Source organism: Roseibium sp. AWQ4_254 (assembly GCF_056161025.1).
On record NZ_JBSWYH010000024.1, the window covers coordinates 31807 to 49551 of the forward strand.

The 17745-nt window shown below is 60.3% G+C and carries 13 protein-coding genes; 3 read left to right on the top strand and 10 right to left on the bottom strand.

Annotated features, from left to right (window positions below):
* The first annotated feature begins 25 nt into the window (after positions 1-25).
* Positions 26-2398 carry a sensor histidine kinase gene (locus ACXAIC_RS18000; RefSeq protein ID WP_475183265.1) on the top strand — a complete coding sequence of 791 codons (2373 nt, stop codon included), beginning with the start codon at positions 26-28 and terminating at the stop codon, positions 2396-2398.
* Positions 2399-2516: 118 nt separating this feature from the next.
* Here ACXAIC_RS18000 and ACXAIC_RS18005 read toward each other — a convergent pair whose 3' ends face one another.
* The 5 genes from ACXAIC_RS18005 to ACXAIC_RS18025 form a co-directional block, all read right to left on the bottom strand.
* Positions 2517-5501, bottom strand: coding sequence for a bifunctional [glutamine synthetase] adenylyltransferase/[glutamine synthetase]-adenylyl-L-tyrosine phosphorylase (locus ACXAIC_RS18005; RefSeq protein ID WP_475183269.1), 2985 nt, complete (start codon positions 5499-5501; stop codon positions 2517-2519).
* Positions 5446-6912 (bottom strand): sensor histidine kinase, encoded by a 1467-nt coding sequence (locus ACXAIC_RS18010; RefSeq protein ID WP_475183272.1) that lies wholly within the window; start codon positions 6910-6912, stop codon positions 5446-5448. The genes ACXAIC_RS18005 and ACXAIC_RS18010 overlap by 56 nt, the downstream gene beginning before the upstream one ends.
* On the bottom strand, positions 6896-7582 hold the full coding sequence (locus ACXAIC_RS18015) for a response regulator transcription factor (protein ID WP_475183276.1): 687 nt from the start codon (positions 7580-7582) through the stop codon (positions 6896-6898). The genes ACXAIC_RS18010 and ACXAIC_RS18015 overlap by 17 nt, the downstream gene beginning before the upstream one ends.
* A 189-nt stretch (positions 7583-7771) precedes the next feature.
* Entirely contained in the window at positions 7772-9307 is a 1536-nt protein-coding gene (locus tag ACXAIC_RS18020; protein ID WP_475183280.1) for a Do family serine endopeptidase, read from the bottom strand.
* 250 nt (positions 9308-9557) lie between these two features.
* On the bottom strand, positions 9558-10205 hold the full coding sequence (locus ACXAIC_RS18025) for a glutathione S-transferase (protein WP_475183286.1): 648 nt from the start codon (positions 10203-10205) through the stop codon (positions 9558-9560).
* Positions 10206-10337: 132 nt separating this feature from the next.
* Here ACXAIC_RS18025 and ACXAIC_RS18030 point away from each other — a divergent pair, with 132 nt between their 5' ends.
* Both ACXAIC_RS18030 and ACXAIC_RS18035 read left to right on the top strand, forming a co-directional pair.
* A complete protein-coding gene (locus ACXAIC_RS18030; protein WP_475183289.1) occupies positions 10338-11336 on the top strand; it encodes a DUF2336 domain-containing protein in 999 nt (332 codons plus the stop codon).
* A gap of 162 nt (positions 11337-11498) precedes the next feature.
* Entirely contained in the window at positions 11499-12578 is a 1080-nt protein-coding gene (locus tag ACXAIC_RS18035) for a DUF2336 domain-containing protein (protein WP_475183292.1), read from the top strand.
* Between the two features lie 19 nt (positions 12579-12597).
* Here ACXAIC_RS18035 and ACXAIC_RS18040 read toward each other — a convergent pair whose 3' ends face one another.
* From ACXAIC_RS18040 to ACXAIC_RS18060, 5 genes are all read right to left on the bottom strand, one after another.
* Entirely contained in the window at positions 12598-13845 is a 1248-nt protein-coding gene (locus ACXAIC_RS18040) for a bifunctional alpha/beta hydrolase/OsmC family protein (protein WP_475183297.1), read from the bottom strand.
* Between the two features lie 123 nt (positions 13846-13968).
* Entirely contained in the window at positions 13969-14745 is a 777-nt protein-coding gene (locus tag ACXAIC_RS18045) for an ABC transporter ATP-binding protein (protein WP_475183305.1), read from the bottom strand.
* Entirely contained in the window at positions 14742-15653 is a 912-nt protein-coding gene (locus tag ACXAIC_RS18050) for an ABC transporter ATP-binding protein (RefSeq protein ID WP_475183309.1), read from the bottom strand. The genes ACXAIC_RS18045 and ACXAIC_RS18050 overlap by 4 nt, the downstream gene beginning before the upstream one ends.
* Positions 15650-16585 carry an ABC transporter permease gene (locus ACXAIC_RS18055; protein WP_475183313.1) on the bottom strand — a complete coding sequence of 312 codons (936 nt, stop codon included), beginning with the start codon at positions 16583-16585 and terminating at the stop codon, positions 15650-15652. Before ACXAIC_RS18055 ends, ACXAIC_RS18050 begins: the two co-directional genes overlap by 4 nt.
* Positions 16585-17646: an ABC transporter permease gene (locus ACXAIC_RS18060; protein ID WP_475183317.1), complete on the bottom strand. Its 1062-nt coding sequence runs from the start codon at positions 17644-17646 to the stop codon at positions 16585-16587. The genes ACXAIC_RS18055 and ACXAIC_RS18060 overlap by 1 nt, the downstream gene beginning before the upstream one ends.
* Positions 17647-17745: the final 99 nt, after the last annotated feature.

Consider the following 17745-nt stretch of genomic DNA (forward strand, 5'->3'; position numbering starts at 1 on the left):
CGGCGGAACTTGAGGCACACTTCCTATGGCGCGAGCACTGGCGAGCGACGCTTCCACGCGTGGCAGCGACAACGATTCGAACCCGGAACGCCATACCGGCAGCCCGGCCCTCCGCCTTGTGACGCTCTTCGGAACGCTGCGGGACAACCTGCTGCGCCCCGACAGCCTGATGCGGCGCATCATTCCCGGCCTTGCAATTGTCTTTATCGTCATCCTGGCCGTGTTCCGCGCCGGAGAGCTGGCGACAGAACATTCTGACACCGGCCAATCGGCAGAAACCACCCTCAGCCTGATGGCAACGGTTGTGGCCAACCGGCTGAATGAGGCCGAGGCCAGCCTTCCCGAAACCGGCTTCCGCACCACGCTGAAACGCACCCTGGCCGACAGCCTGCCTGCGGGCGCGACCAGCCGGTCCCGGATCTTCCTGATTGTCGATCAGAAAGGCATCATTGCCGCAACTGCCCCGGCCAAACCCGGGCTGGAAAACCGCCCGATCTCCGGCCTTCTGTCCCCCTCCCAGCCCCTGACAGTGTTTGGTGCGCGCGCCGGGGTCCTGTCTGTCCCGGTTGACCTTGGCAACGGCCTGGGCAGTGAGCCCTATCTGGCCACAGTGCATCATCTTGACGGCAAGCTGGGCATGGTCGCCGTGCTGCAGCCGGAGAATGCGGTCTATGCAGATTGGCGCACTGGCCTTTCCGCCAATGTGACCCTTTTTGCCGGCACCTCTCTGGTGCTGCTGGCTGTGATTTACGGCCTCTTCAGCCAGGCGTCCCGGGCCGAACAGGCGGACGACATGTATGCGGCCACACGGGCCCGGATCGACACCGCCCTCACCCACGGGCGCTGCGGCCTGTTTGATTGGGACCTCTCCCGCGGGCGCATGTTCTGGTCATCCTCCCTCTATGAGCTTCTCGGTCAGGAGCCGAAGGACGACATCCTGAGCTTTGCTGAAGTCTCCGCGATCACCCATCCGGACGATATCGACCTGCTGGGACTGGCCGAACACCTGCTTGAGACCGGTGAGACCCTCGTGGATGAAACCTTCCGCATGCGCCACTCCGATGGCAGCTGGATCTGGCTACGGGCGCGCGGGGAAATCCAGTCCGAACCGGGCCGGGCCGAGCCGCACCTGATCGGCATCTGTATCGACATTACCGAACAGCACCAGCTGGCTGAACAAAGCCGGATGGCTGACTTGCGCCTCCGGGACGCCATCGAGACCATTTCTGAAGCTTTCGTGCTGTGGAACGCCCGCAACGAGCTGGTAATCTGCAATTCCAAGTACCAGTCCCTGCACAGCCTGCCCAACGCGGCCGTGAAATCCGGCACCCCTTACAAGGATGTGATGGCAGCCGCTTCAAACGCGGAAGTCGCCCCGCAGCCGGTGACGGTGAACCAGCGCGGCGGCGCGCCTGAAGGGTCCTACGAAGCCCAACTGGAAGACGGCCGCTGGCTGCAGATTTCCGAACGGCGTACGAAGGACGGCGGTTTCGTGTCGGTGGGCACGGACATTACCGCGTTGAAAAAGCACGAAGAAAAGCTGGTGGAATCAGAAAAGCGCCTCAAGGCCACCGTGACCGACCTGCAGAAGTCCCGCCAGACCCTGGAGATTCAGGCCCGCCAGCTGGTAGAGATGGCCGACAAGTATCAGGAAGAAAAGACACGCGCCGAAGCCGCCAACAAGGCCAAGTCCGAATTTCTCGCCAATATTTCCCACGAGCTGAGAACGCCGCTCAATGCGATTATCGGCTTCTCCGACATTATGACCCAGGAAATGTTCGGCCCGATCGGCACGGAGCGCTACAGCGACTATTGCAAGGACATCTATTCCTCCGGCACCTATCTCCTCAATGTGATCAACGACATTCTGGATATGTCCAAGATCGAGGCCGGCCGCATGTCCATAGAGACCGAAGTCGTCAACGCCGCTGATGCGGCTATTGACGCCAGCCGGATCGTGACTGGCGCCGCCACCGAAAAGAATATTTCCGTGACCACCGATGTGGCCGAAGACCTTGCCGTCCACGCGGACAAGCGCGCCCTGAAGCAGATCCTGCTGAATCTTTTGGCCAATGCGGTCAAGTTCACCCCCGACAATGGTGTGGTGGTCCTGAAGGCCCGCCCGCGCGGCGACAAGCTGCGCTTCGAGGTCTCCGACACCGGGATCGGCATTTCGGAAAGGGACGTGGAACGGCTGGCACAGCCCTTTGTGCAGGTGGAAAACCAGTTCACCAAAACCCATCAGGGTTCCGGCCTCGGCCTCGCCATTGCCCGTTCCCTGGTGGAGCTTCATGGCGGTCATCTGAAGATCGAGTCGGAAGTTAAAAAAGGTACGACCGTCAGCTTCACCCTCTCGCTTGCCGACAGCGCAGACCAGCCCCGACAGAAAACCGCCTGACGCCGCGCGGCGGTCTGTCCGGCCAGCGCACTCAGCCATTTAAAAGATCCTCAAGACGGGAATATGCCGTTCTCGCCTGTCTTCCGGAGGCGCCTTCGCACCGGAGGCATATACTTCTTCAGGCCGTCACCTCACCGACGATGCGGACAAAGGCCGAGCGGACCTTTTGCTGGAGCTCCGCCAGTTCGGTTTCCAGCCGGTTGAAGGTCGGCATGTTCGAGGCCTGGACCAGAAGATCCAGCACGCCGCCCGGCGCGTCTGCAGGAACGAATTTTCCGGACAGGGCCAGCCGCAGAACCTGAGTAAGCCGCTGATACAGGCGCAAGGCCTCCAGAAGGAGTTCCGCATCCGCAGGCCCGAGCGCAGCGGCAGCCCGTAGCCGCTCCAGCGCGTCCTCGGTGCCTTGCGCAAGAACCTCCGGCATTGTCCCCGCATGCACGAGCTGAAGATACTGGGCGATGAATTCGATATCGACGAGGCCACCCGCGACCTGTTTCATGTCCCAGATGTCCTTGGTGCCTTTTTCCTTTTCGATCCGGGCGCGCATGGACCTAACGTCATCGGCGAGTTTGGCCGGGTCCCGTGCCTGTGTCAGCGTGCTGCAGATATTCTGCCGTATCTTGCCGGTGAAGTCCGGCGATGTGGACGCAATCACCCGCGCGCGCGTCAGGGCCATATGCTCCCAGGTCCAGGCATTGTCCTGCTGATAGGCAATGAAGCCGTCCAAGTTGGTCGCCAGCGGCCCCGCATTGCCGGAGGGGCGCAGCCGGAAATCCACCTCATAAAGGGCCCCTTCCGCTGTCGGGGCCGACAGGGCCGTCACAAGCCGCTGGGTCAGCCGGGTATAATATTGGGTGACAGCAAGTGGCCGCTGGCCGTCCGACTGTTTGACCTCATCGCGGGACTCATACAGCAGGATCAGATCCAGATCGGAGGCGGCTGTCATTTCCCGCCCGCCCAGCTTACCCATTGCCAGCACCGCCACATTGCCACCGGGCACCGCCCCATGGGTTTCCCCCACATGAACCATTACCTGCTGCAAGATCCGGTCGACCACCACTTCCGCCAGCCGGGCCAGCGCAAAGCCGACCCGGTCCGCCGACAGCGTGTCAGAAATCAGCCGCAGGCCGATCAGGAACTGCTGCTCCTGTGTGAAGATCCGCGCCCGGTCGAGTGCTTCTTCGTAGAAGCGGGACTGGGCCAGCGTCCGGTCGAGACCGGTGCGGAATTCTTCAACGCTCGGCATAGCCCCGAAAAAGGCCGGGTCCAGCACTGCATCCAGCACATGCACACGTTTGGACACGGTTTCGGCCATACGCGGCGCAGCGCCCATGGTGGTTGCCAGCAACGTCAACAATTGCGGGTTGGAGCGCAACAGCGAAAAAAGCTGCACGCCGGCAGGCAATTTAGCCAGAAAGGTGTCAAAGGCCCTGAGGGCAGCATCCGCATTGTCGGTGGCAGCCAGGGCGCCGATCAGCGAAGGGTGCATTTCGGTGAGCCGTTCCCGCGATTTGGTGGAACGGGTAGAGGGGTAGCGGCCGAAATGCCAGGACTTGACGATCCCGGCAGCTTCCGATGGGTTTTTGAACCCGAGCCGCGCCAGAGTTTCCAGCGTGTCCGGGTCATGGTCGTCGCCGGTAAAGACCAGATTGCCCAGCTCGGACGAGAGGCCCGGCTCGTCTTCAAACAACTCAGAATAGTGATGCTGAACATTTCGCATATGGCCTAAAAACGTGCTCTCGAACGCGGCCAGCGTGCCGAACCCCATCAGATAGGCAATGCGCGTGCGCCCCTCCTCATCCTTGGGCAGTAGCTGGGTCTGCTCATCATTGAGCATCTGAATGCGGTGCTCGACCATGCGCAGGAAAATATAGGCCGCGCGCATCTCTTCCCGGGTCTGCATACGGATCCAGTCGGCCTCACACAGGGCGGCCAGCATGTCGAGCGTGCGCCGCCCGCGCAGAGCCGGATTGCGGCCACCGGCGATCAACTGCTGGGTCTGGACAAAGAATTCCACCTCGCGGATGCCGCCCCGGCCCAGTTTGACATTGTGTCCGGCAACGGCAATGGCACTGTGGCCCTTGTGCATGTGGATCTGCCGCTTGATCGACTGCACATCGGCAATGGCCGCAAAATCCAGATATTTGCGCCAGATGAAGGGCACAATCTCATGCAGGAAGGCGTCTCCGGCGGGAATGTCGCCGGCACAGGCACGTGCCTTCACCAGCGCAGCCCGCTCCCAGTTCTGGCCGAGGGATTCGTAATAGACCAGCGCTGCGGGAACCGACATGGCCAGCGGTGTCGCCCCCGGGTCCGGGCGCAGGCGCAGATCCGTGCGGAAAACATATCCGTCTTCCGTGCGGTCTTGCAGGATCTTGACCAGACGCCGGGTAAGCCGGACGAACTCTACCGGCGCCTCCGCCCCTTCTGTCATGGGCGCCTTGGCCGGGTCGTAGAGCACTATCAGATCGATATCGGAAGAGTAGTTCAGTTCATTCGCGCCATGTTTGCCCATGGCCAGCACAATCAGGCCGCTGCCCACTTCCGGCCGCTCCGGGTTGGCAGGCGTGAATTTGCCCCGCCGGACCAGATCGTTCAGGCAGAACCGTATCGCCGCTGTGAGCGCCGCGTCGGCAAATCCGGCCAGGGCACCGGTAACCTGATCCAGATCAATGACCCCGCCAATATCCGCAAGGCCAAGGGTCAGCGCCAGATCCTGCTTGAACAGCCGGAGCTGGCGCATGAGCCCGGCTTCGTCCTCCGCTCTGAGCTCACGCGCCTGCGCCAACAGAGTGTCCAGACGCTGTTCCGGTGCCGCCGCCAGAAGACTGACGAGGCGCTGCGGGTCGGCCAGCATGAGGTCGCGCAAATAAGGGGAATTGCCGATGATCCCGAGCAGAAAGGGCTCAAGCTCCGGCAGATCGCAGACCATGCAGCTGAGCAAAGGTCCTGCTTGGGGATGATCCAGAAGATCCTTGAGGAACAGGGCCGCCCGCCCCGGCTCGGCGGTGTCCGGCACGATCCGGATGCGCCCGGCCAGTCCGGCGCTAGAAGGTTTTTTGTCCGTCCGGCTGCTCTTCTCTCCCGGATGTTGCGTCTCCATACCCGCTCCCGCTGTTATCCTGTGCGACCGGTGTCAGGTCGATGCGGGCCGAGAGGCCCGGGTCCACATTCTTGAAGCGCAAGTCTCCCCCATGCAAGCGGGCAACGGCCTTGACGAGGCTCAATCCCAGGCCGGTTCCCGGCTCCGATCTGCTTTCTTCCAGACGCACAAACCGGTCAACAACCCGCTCCTGGGCCTCTTCGGGAATGCCGGGGCCGTTGTCGGTGACCGACAGCTCCACCCGGCCGCCCTCTTGGCGGGCCCCAAGGCGCAGGACCGGAACACCATTTTCCGGACGGCCGTATTTCAGGGCGTTTTCGATCAGATTGACCAGAACCTGGCTGATCAGATCCTTGTTGCAGTCCGCCCGCAATCCATCTGGAACATGGGTTTCCAGCAGCCCGCCTTCTTCTTCCACCAGCGGTTCGTAGAGTTCGGCAATTTCCGCCACAAGCCGGGTCAGATCCACCGGCTCCATACTGGAGCCCAGAGCCATGGATTCAATCCGCGCAATCTTGAGCAAGGCATTGAAAATACGCAGGAGATGATCGGTTTCAGTGAGAGTGCCTTCCAGCGCCGACCGGTAGCCCGCCTCCCCCTTTGCCTCGCGCAGGGCAGTTTCGATCCGGGTTTGAAGCCGGGTCAGGGGCGTCTTCAGATCGTGAGCGATATTGTCGGTCACATCTTTCATGGAATGCATGAGCACTTCGATGCGGTCCAGCATGTCGTTGAGATTGATCGCCAGCCGGTCAAACTCGTCATTGGTGCCCGCAAGCGGCAGCCGCTGGGACAGGTCTCCATGCATGATCATGCGGCTGGATGCGGAAATGTCATCAATGCGCCGCATCACCCGGCGGCTGACAAACAGCCAGGTGATGACGGCCATCACCACCATCAGGACCAGCCACAGGCGCAACGCGTTGGCCAGAAGATTGGAAAATCTCAGCTGGTCGCCCAGATCCCGGCCGACCAGAAGCCGGAAGCCGCCGCGCAACTCGAACGTGCGGACCATGGCCTGGCGCTCGACATCTTCCTTGCCCTCTCCCAGACGAGTATATCGGACCCGGCGCAGGCCGCCATCGGCCTCTTCCAGCACCACTGTCGGCAGACGGGCAATGTTACCGACAAGCGCGTTTCCGGAAAAGTCGACCAGAAGATAAAGACTTGCATCCGGGTGACGGGTGCGGTCGGCAATGGTTTCCACCAGATCGCGGATGCCGCCACGCAAATAGACCTCCGACAGGCCCTTCAGCTCGGAATCAACCGTCTGAACCACCTGTTCGGACATGAGGTTGTCGGTATTTTCAGACACATAAAAGACAATTGCGCCGGACATCACCGTGAACACGGCCATGTAAAGCAGGGACAGCTTGAACGCCGTCGTGCGGACAAATCTAGTGAGCCGCGTCACGGATCGAGTATCCGGCTCCCCGGATGGTGTGCAGCAAAGGCGTTTCAAAGCCCTTGTCGATCTTGCCGCGCAGGCGCGAAATATGAACGTCGATGACGTTGGTCTGCGGGTCGAAATGATACTCCCAGACATTTTCCAGGAGCATGGTGCGGGTCACCACCTGCCCCGCATGTTGCATCAGATATTCCAATAGCCGGAATTCACGCGGCTGCAAGGGAATTTCGGTCTCCCCCCGGCGGCAGGAATGGGCCATCCGGTCAAGGGTCAGGTCACCCACCTGATAGGTGGTTTCCACCTGGGATGCGGATTTCGGACGCCGGGCAAGAGCTTCGATACGAGCCTGCAATTCGGTGAAGGCATAGGGTTTGGGAAGATAATCGTCACCACCCGCTTTCAGGCCCTTGACCCGGTCGTCGACCTGGCCGAGAGCTGACAGTATGAGGACAGGTGTATGATCGCCTTCCCGCCGCAGTTCCTGAATGATCGACAGGCCGTCCAGCTTGGGCAGCATCCGGTCGACAATAAGAATGTCGTATCGGCTGTGAAACGCCATATCCAAACCCGTCTGGCCGTCCCCGGCCTGGTCAGCCGTATGGCCCAGCTCACTCAGGCCCTTGACCAGATAGCTGGCTGCTTCGGGGTCGTCTTCGATCACTAAAATCCGCAACATACCCTCCTTGTAGCGTGAGTGATTTGAAAAAGAAATGGCTGGCGGCGGCGATGGATGTGAGGCGCCGCCGCCAGTCAGTATGGGTTTGCGGGTCGCAAACCCATGACGTCAACCGGCCCGTCGGGGTTGGGGCAGAGGGCAAGCCGGTTGCGCCGTCAGGTGCGGTTCATGAGGAACCGTCGCCTGATCTCAGACCACCTTCATGGGCAGAGCCACGAAGCGGGTGGTATCGTTGGTTTCAATCCGGAAGAGCACCGCCTTGCGGCCTTCCTCCTTGGCTTTCTCGATGGCCTTGATCACGTCAGAACCGGTTTCGACTTTCGTTCCGGCAACTTCCAGGATCACATCGCCGCGGGAGAGGCGTTTTTCCGCAGCCGGGCCATCCGGGTCGACGTCGTCAATGACCACGCCCTTGCCTTCCATGCCCAATTCCGCCTTCGTGGTGACAATGATCCCCATGTCGGCAAGCTCCGTTCGGCCGTCTTCCAGCTGGATCTGGGATCCGCCTGCCACCTGCTCCTTGTCCTCAAGCCGGCCAAGCTTGACGGTCACGTCCTGCTTCTTGCCATCCCGCCATATGGTCAGATCCACATTCGTATCCGGATCATAGGCGGCAATCATCTTGGACAGCTCGCGCGGGCCTTCCACATCCGCACCGTCAACGGCGAGGATGGTATCTCCGGAACGCAAGCCCGCCTTCCGGGCCGGACTGTCTTCCTGTGCCTCGGCGACCATCGCCCCATGGGCATGATCAAGGCCGATGCTGCTGGCAATGTCATCCGTCACATTCTGGATCTGCACGCCAAGCCAGCCACGAATAACGGTTCCGTCATCCTTCAACTCCATGATCACGCCCTGGGCGGTGGAGGCCGGAATGGCAAAGGCAATTCCGACATTGCCGCCCGAGGGCGAGAAGATCGCCGCATTCACGCCAATGACCTCGCCATGCATGTTGAAGGCCGGGCCACCGGAATTGCCCCGGTTCACAGGGGCATCTATCTGGATGAAGTCGTCATAGGGACCGGCGCCAATGTCACGCCCACGGGCGGAGACAATACCGGCCGTCACCGAGCCGCCAAGACCGAACGGGTTGCCAATCGCAACTGTCCACTCGCCCACCTGAGGCGCCTCCTTGGCGAATTGCACATAGGTAAAGTCCTTGTCAGCATTGACTTTCAAGAGAGCCAGATCGGTCCTTTTGTCCGCGCCGATCAAGGTTGCCTTGTATTCCTTGCCGTCCTGATCAATCACGGTGAATTCCGTGCCATGATCAATGACGTGCTGGTTGGTCACCACGTAACCGTCCTTGGAGATGAAGAAGCCGGAACCCTGGGACATGCCGTACTGGCGCGGGGACCGGTGCTGACGCTGACCTTGATCTGCGCCCTGACCACCAAAGTCCCGGAAGAACCGTTCAAATGGGTTGCCTTGCGGCAGGCCCTTGAAGAACTCTTCAAGGCCTTCACCATTGCCGCTGTAATTCATCATTTTCGGTTCGGCTGCCTGCTTCACGCGGACACTCACAACAGCTGGGCTGACCGTCCGAACAACTGCCGAAAAATCTGCCGGAACCTTGGCATCCACCCGAACCGGATCCGCCAGAGCCACTTGTGCTGGAACGAAGGTCTGGGCGGTCAAAAGCCCGGCAGCGCCGAGGGCCATGACGCCTGCCAGCAATTTGGCGCGATGGGTCCGAAAGGGAGAGACTGGCCGTTTGGTCTGCATAATTCTTCCTCTGAGCACGTAACTTTGAAGGCCTTTCTGAGAAGCGTGCGGGGTCACTCGCTTCAGGCTTGAGCTCAAACCTAGGCACTCCCGCCTTACCGTTGCCTGTCGGGGGGATTACAAATCTGTTAGGTTGCGGAAATATCCGGTCAGCCGCTTGAGGCAGCCCGCTCAAAAAGCAAAAAAACGCTTGTTTTTTCAGCACTTCTTAAGCAGCAACTATCGCAGCGTTTTTTCCACAGCCCTCATCTCACCCTGGAAAGCGCACTGGCGGGTCGCCTGGCTGCCAGCGGGCCCATTTGGGCATGACACTCAAAAAACGGCCAGACGTCTCGAAGTTCCCAAGCCAGGTCATCAGCGGCTGCCAGTCCTGCCGGTCGAACCAGTCCCGGTCCGTATTGGCAAATTGCCGCACAAACGGCAAAACCGCATAGTCCGCCAGACTGCCGGCGGCGCCGAACAGCCAGGCCCGTCCCTCCAGCTTACGGTTCAGCTTCCACAGGAACTGGGAGGCCAGTTCCCGTTCCTGCGTCCGCTGCACGTCCCGATAGCGGGTGTCGTATTTGTACCTGTCCAGATGCCGCTTGAAGGGACCGTCACAGAGTGCGATCAGATCATGCATGTCCGCGCGGCTGCCGTCCCCAGGTATCAGCCAGCCCTCCGGATCCCGCTGTTCAAGCGCCCAAACCATGATGTCGAGGCTTTCATCGAGAACCCCCTCCCCCAGTTTCAGGCATGGCACCGTGGCGCTCGGCGAGGTTTCCAGAAAGTCAGGCGCCTTGTCCCGAAGAACGATCTCACGCAATTCGACGGCAACCCCGCTTGCAGCAATCGCAAGGCGTGCCCGGATCGCATAAGGGCACCGGCGGAAGGAATAAAGGACTGGAAGCGCGCTCATAGGCCATGGCATGGCTCATGGACCCGGAAAGGTCAACAGGCCGTGTGCTGCACCCGGGAGACCCGGATTTGCCCGGCTCTTCACCGGATGTAAAGGTTCTTTCCGTAAGGTCTCCAGGCATAGGTACTTGCGATGACCAATACACTTATTCAACTTGCGAAGGACTGTTCTTCAGAAAAGAAACACAAGCTCGCCGAGCACGTCACCGACTTGCTGTGCGGTCGCGCTGAAGACCATGGCTCCGATGAGACCACCCTCTTGAACGACATACTCGAAGGGGTCTATGACACTTTGACAGTTGATTTCAGGCGGAAAGTGTCCGAACAGCTTGCTGATGTGAGCGCCACCTCCGCCACTTTGGCCGCAGCCATTGCGAGTGACGACATCACGGTCGCCAGACCTGTGCTGGAAAGATCAAACTCCCTCACGGACGAAACGCTGCACGCTCTGGCCTCCACCAAGGAAGACGGCCATCTGGAGGCGATGGCCAAGCGGGAGCATGTCAGCGAAGACCTGACCAAAATCCTGATCGAACGCGGCAGCAAGGATGTCAAGAACACGATTGCCGCCAATCTGGGCGCGGATATGCGCATGCCGGTGTTTGAGGATCTGGTCAAGCACATTCCCAAACAGCTGGGCGACCGGATGCGGCATTTGCGCAAATCCAATGAAGCGCTGATTGAGGACCTGTTCAAGGACAGCGGCGAGATTGCCGCCGGCACAGAGCTGCCCAAACGCCCGTCCAAAGTCAGCCCGAAAGCCTGGATTGCAGGCATTCGTTTGGGCAAGACAACCTTGAGCCGGGCCGTTTACCAGCTCGCCCTGGAACATAATCTGCTGGATGTGGTCGGCTTGCTTGCCGCGATGACCGGCCTTGACATGAAATACGTTCACAACCTGATGGTCCGCTTCGATTCCACCGGCATTGCGACCCTTTGCCGGGCCAGTGGCATCGGGGCTATGGAATATCAGGCCATTTGCAAGGAACGATGCAAACATTTGAAGTTTCCGGAGAGCACCGGCAGCAAGTGGCTCACCAACTATCACATGCTTGACGAAACGGACGCCCGGCGCCTTCTCGCCATCATGAAAATCAAACTAAATGGCCTGTCCCAGGTCCAGGCTGCCTAGAAAAAGCGTAGCAGCCTCAAGCCTCGAACAACTAGTCCGAAATAAATACAGCGAGACCTTGTCAATAATACCTATGTTTTATTAGTTTTTTCGCTTCGCCTTATCCACTTGTAAACGGTCTGCAGTTTACAGTCGCATTCAAAAGAATGGATGGTTTTCGACATGATCAATGATCTTCTCAACTTAGCGCAAGAAAGCACGCCGGAAAAACGGCACAAGCTGGTTGAACATGTCACAGATCTTTTTGTCACTGGGGCCAACAGCTACCAGACCGAGGAAATTTCGCTGTTCAACACCGTTCTGGAGCGTATGCTCCCGACAATGGAAGACGACCAGAAACAAGAAGTCTCCGAACGCCTGGCTCCCATTGATGCGACGTCACGTGAAGTGGCTTACGAACTGGCCAGCGACAAGATCGACATTGCCCGTCCGATGCTGACCCAGTCCAACGCACTGGACTCCGAGGACATTCTGAAACTGGCCAAGACCATGGGCCAGGGGCACCTTCTGGCGATCTCCAAACGCAACCATCTGGAATCAACCGTCACTGATGTGCTCCTGGAGCGCGGGGAAAGCCCGGTCAAACGGTCGGTTGCTGCCAACTCTGGCGCGGAACTTTCCGATTGGGGCGGCCGTCTTCTTGTGAAGCTGGCCGAACAGGATGAAAAAATCCGCGACGCCATGGTTGAACGGTCGGACGTCTCCGAAGACGATTTGGAAAAACTGATTTCCCAGATGCCCAGCGCACAGCAGACCAAGATCCGCAAGATGCGTGAAGACAACGAAAAGCTGGTCCTGTCCCTGTTCCACGAGGCCAGCAAGGTGGTTGCCAGCACCAAACTGGAGCGCAAAGCCTCACGCATCAATGTGAAGGTTGCTCTGAAGGACATCCGCGAAGGCCGGGCCGACATCAACAAGGCGATTAGCCCGCTGGCGATCTCCAACAACCTTTTCGACATCGCCTTCCTGCTGGGTCAGTTGGCTGGCCTTGAGCAAAAATACGTCACCAATGTCATGGTGCGGTACGATGCCACCGGCGTTGCAGTTCTGTGCAAGGCTCTTGGCGTGGACAACAACGCTTACCACGCGCTTTGCCGCGCGCGCGCGACCAATAACAAGCAGCCGCAAACCACCGTGCAGAACTGGGTCAACGACTACCAGAGCCTGACGGAAAAGGACGCCCGGCGTCTCCTGTCCTTTATGAAAATCCGGCTCAACACCCTGGAAGAAAAGGCAGCCTGACCCCCGTCAGACTGCTCTTTCAGCCTTTAGGCTGCGGGTCCACCTCGCGCGTGACAACTGCCGCGCCCGTCTCCAGCGTCCGGTGCACCGGGCATCTGTCTGCAATTTCCAGCATCCGCTGACGGGTTGCCGCATCCAGATCCCCCTCCATAGTGATCAGCCGCTCGAACCGGTCGATCCGGCCGCCCCGTTCCTTCTGGTCCTCGCTGCATGCTTCGCAGTCGGCCGCATGCACCTTGCCATGCAGCACGCGCGTTCCGATCCGCTCAACATCGAGGCCCTTGCGGTCCGCATACATGCGCAAGGTCATCACTGTGCAAGCACCAAGGGCGGCCGATAGAAAGCCATAGGGCGACGGCCCGCTGTCAAACCCGCCAACGGCCACCGGCTCGTCGGCCAGCAGCCGGTGCGGTCCCGTGACCACCATGGCCTGATAGGTGCCCTGCCCTGTTTCCAGCACCTCAACGCCCTCTTCTGCTGCGCTGCTCGGGGCTGGCCGCTCCGGCTCCAGATACCCGCTCGCCCAGCCTGCAATCACGCGGGCTGCGTAGGCGGCATCCTCGCTCCGGGTCAGCAGATGGTCCGCCTTGTCAAGGGAAACGAAACTCTTGGGATGTTTGGCCGCTACAAAGAGGCTGGTTGCATTGTCGATCCCCACCGTCTCGTCCAATGGTGCATGCAGAACCAGCAGGGCCTTGCCAAGGGCGGCCACCCGGTCGCGGACCGAATGTGTTTCAAGATCCTCCAGGAATTCCTTGCGGATGGTGAATGTGCGCCCGGCCAGATCCACCGTCCCGGCTCCGGTCTTGCGGATCTCTTCGACCGATCCCTTGAAATTGTGCAGAACATGATCCGCATCCGCCGGCGCCCCGATCGTGACGACAGCCCGTGCTTCGGGAACGCTCGCGGCCACGGCCAGCATGGCGGCCCCGCCCAGGGAATGACCTATCAGAAGCTGGGGGGCCTGATAATGCTCCCGTAAGAAGGCGGCGGCAGTCTTCAGATCCTCAAGATTGGAGGAAAACCCGGTTGAGGAAAAATCTCCGCCGCTGCCGCCAAGTCCGGTAAAATCGAACCGCAGCACCGCAATGCCTTCAGCAGCCAGTGCTCCGGCAATATGCCGGGCGGCCGGAATGTCCTTTGAACAGGTGAAGCAATGGGCAAACAGGGCAAATGCCTGGATCTGTCCGGCGGGCAGGTCAAGCCGTGCCGCAAGCTTCGCTCCGTTGGCCCCGTCAAATTCCAGTTTCACCGCGCGCTTCGCCATGCCTTTTTCCTCCGGCCCGCTTCCTCGAAGGGGTAATACATAGCGCAGCGCATGCAAGTCACGGATTGGTGTGGCGGGAGTGAATCACACCGTCCGGCGGAGCTTGCCGTAAACCCGTGCGGCTCAGGCAAAGTCCTTGAAGCTTTCCAGCGCGGCCCGATCATACCCTTGAGACGCTGTCCAGAGCTGGCGTGTATAGGCATGGGCAACGTTGCCGGTGCGCATCTGGTCTTCGCTCATTTCCTCCACCATCTCGCCCCGGTTCATGACGGCGATCCGGCTGCACAGATGGCCGACCACCGCCAGATCATGGCTCACCATGATGTAGGTCAGGCCATGGGCTCTTTGCAGGTCGGACAGGAGGTTCAGGATCTCGGCCTGAACGGAAACGTCAAGCGCGCTGGTCGGCTCATCGAGCAGGATCACCCGAGGCTCCAGAATAAGCGCCCGGGCAATGGCCACCCGCTGGCGTTGGCCGCCGGAGAGCTGATGCGGAAACCGGAACCGGAATTCAGGGCCAAGCCCGACTTCCTTCAGGATCTTCAGAACCCGTTCTTCCCGGTTGCCGAGCCCGTGGATCACGAGCGGTTCGCCGAGGGTGTCATCCACCGTGCGCCGGGGATGCAAGGAACCGTAAGGGTCCTGGAACACCATCTGCATATGTTTGCGCGAGGCAATGCTGCGCTTGGGGCTCAGGGCGCTGCCCTGAATGGCAATGCGGCCCGTCCAGTGGGAATAGATCCCGACCATGGCGCGCAGCACGGTCGATTTGCCGGAGCCCGATTCCCCGACAATGCCGTAGCTTTCCCCTTCCGCCACCTTGAAGGAGACGTTCCGGACCGCGCGAATGTGGGTTTTGCCGGTGCCGAAGGCCAGCTCGAGATTGCTGACTTCGATCATGGCGTGCCCCCTTCCCCGGTCGCAGCCGGGCCGGACAGCCAGGCCGGATCACGCTTGAGCACGGGCAGCGCCTCGTGTTTGCCATCCAGACGCGGCAGGCAGTTCAATAAGCCCCTTGTATAGGGGTGTTGCGCCTGATCCAGATGCCTGGCATCCAGGCTTTCCATGATCCGACCGCCATACATGACCAGCACCCGGTCGCAGAAACTGGATACCAGGGTCAGGTCATGGCTGATCAGAACCAGTCCCATGCCCCGCTCGCGCACCATGTCGTCCAGCAGCGCCAGCACCTGCATCTGCACTGTCACATCCAGCGCCGAGGTGGGTTCATCAGCGATCATCACCTGCGGATTGGTGATCAGCATCATGGCGATCATGATGCGCTGGCCCATACCGCCGGACACCTGATGGGGAAACAGGGAATAGACCTTGTCCGGCTCCCGGATGCGCACGGTTTCCAGCATGGCCAGCGCGCGGGCCCGGGCTTCCTTTCGGGAGACCTTCTCATGGCGGCGGCAGGATTCGGCAATCTGCGCGCCGACCGTCAGCACCGGATTGAGGGAATATTTCGGATCCTGCATGATCATGGAGATGCGCGAACCGCGTATGCCCCGCATGGTCTTGTCGCTGGCACTCATCAGATCCATGCCGTCAAAGGTCATGCGTTCCGCCTCGATGGCGCCATTGCCGGCGGTCAAGCGCAACAGTGCCCGGCCGGTCTGGGATTTTCCGGAGCCAGACTCCCCGACAATGCCAAGCCGTTCCCGGCCAAGATCGAAGCTGACGCCGCGCACCGCATGAACCGGTCCCTTGGGCGTTGAAAAGCGCACATGGAGATCGCGTACCGAAATCAGGGGGGCTTCGCTGGTATCCGGATGGCCGGGCACTGTCATGGCTTGTTCGCTCATTGTTGTTTCCCTCCCGAACTGCGCGGATCCAGCACGTCCCTGAGACCGTCGCCCAGGAGGTTGAAGCCCAGCGAGACCACTAGGATCGCAATGCCGGGAATGGTCGGCACCCACCATTGGTCCAGGAGGAAATCCCGTCCGGAGGCGATCATCGCCCCCCATTCAGCCAAGGGCGGCTGGGCCCCCAGCCCGAGAAAGCCAAGACCGGCGGCGGTAAGAATGATCCCGGCCATGTCGAGCGTCAGCCGGACAATGGTCGAGGACAGGCACATGGGCATGATATGCGCCACCAGAATGCGCAGCTTGGAAGCGCCCATGATCTCGGCCGCCATAATGAACTCGCTGTTGCGCAGCGTGAGTGTTTCCGCACGGGCCAGCCGGGCATAAGGCGACCATGTGGTGAGCGCAATGGCCAGCACCGCGTTTTCCAGCCCAGGCCCCAGAACCGCCACAAAGGCCAGCGCCAGGATCAGGCGCGGAAAGGCCAGGAAAATATCGGTGATGCGCATCAAGGTGGCATCAACCAGACCGCCGAGAAGACCGGCCGTGGTGCCGATGATCAGCCCGATGGGCATAACAATGATGGACACCAGAAAGATGATGTAGAGCGTTACCCGGGAGCCCCAGACAATCCGGGCGAAAATGTCCCGGCCGAGTTCATCGGTGCCAAACCAGTGTCCGGCACTGGGCGGGGCCAGCCGGTTGGCAAGATCCTGCGTGGTGCCATCGCCGCCCGCCAGAACAGGCGCAAACAGGGCGACGAGGCAGAGAAACAGAACAATTGCCAGACCGAGCATGGCAATTGGATTGGCGCGGAAGGTCAGCCAGCCAAGATAGATACGCTGGCAGCGGGCCTGAAAGGCGGTGGCGGGCGTATCGGCAAGCAGCCAGGAGGCTGCGCCGGACTTTGGGTCAATTGCGCGGTCTGTCATCACTTCGCCCTTGGGTCGGCAATCCGGTAGAGCATATCGGACAGCATGTTGATGAAGACGAAGGAGATCCCGACCACAAGCGTGCCGCCGATTACCGCATTCATATCCGCGTTGAACAGCGAATTGGTGATGTATTGGCCGATCCCCGGCCAGGCGAAAACCGTTTCTGTCAGCACGGAGCCTTCCAGAAGACTGGCATAGGTCAGGCCGATAATGGTGATGAGCTGCACCAGCACGTTTCGGAAAGCGTGATACCAGATCACCGTGCCTTCCTTCAGCCCTTTCACGCGGGCGGTGAGCACATATTCCTGATTGAGCTGATCCAGCATGAAAGAGCGGGTCATCCGGGCGATATAGGCCAGCGAATAGACCGCCAGCATGGAGGCTGGCAGGATGACGTGGGACAGCGCGTTGTGAAAGACGTCCCATTCCCCGGCCAGGGCTGCGTCGATCATGATGATGCCGGTCACCGGATCGACAATCCCGTCATAGAAGAAATCGATCCGGCCGGGTCCGGCCACCCAGTCGAGTTTGGCATAGAAGATCAGCAGCGCCACCATGCCCAGCCAGAAGATCGGGATGGAATGGCCGATCAGGCCAACAATGCGCACAATGTGATCAATCAAGGTGCCCTGGTGGACCGCTGCCAGCACGCCGGCCGGAACACCGATCAGCACCCCGGCAATCGTCGCGATGGTGGCCAGTTCCAGGGTGGCAGGGAAAAAGCGCTTGATGTCCTCGATGACCGGCTGTCCAGTCATCACCGACGTGCCGAAGTCCCCACGCAGAATATCGCCGAGGAAAATCAGATATTGCTGCCAGACCGGCTTATCGAGGCCGAGCTGGATGAACATGGCATCATAAACCTCCTTGGAGGCCCGGTCGCCGACAATGGCGACGACCGGATCATTGGGCATGATGCGGCCAATGATGAACGTGACTGCGGTCAGACCGATAAAGGTGAGAGCCAGCATGACGAGGCCACCGCCGATCTTTCGCGCCACATCCCAATAGGGGCCGAAATCGACTGTGGAGCGCTCCGCTATGGACCTGTCGCTCATTCAGGACGAATCCCTTGATTTTTCTTGGTATTTCAAAAGGCGCATGGCACAGCGCCGTCAGCGCGGCCTTGCGCCTCCCTGTCAGACAGCCGCCCGCGG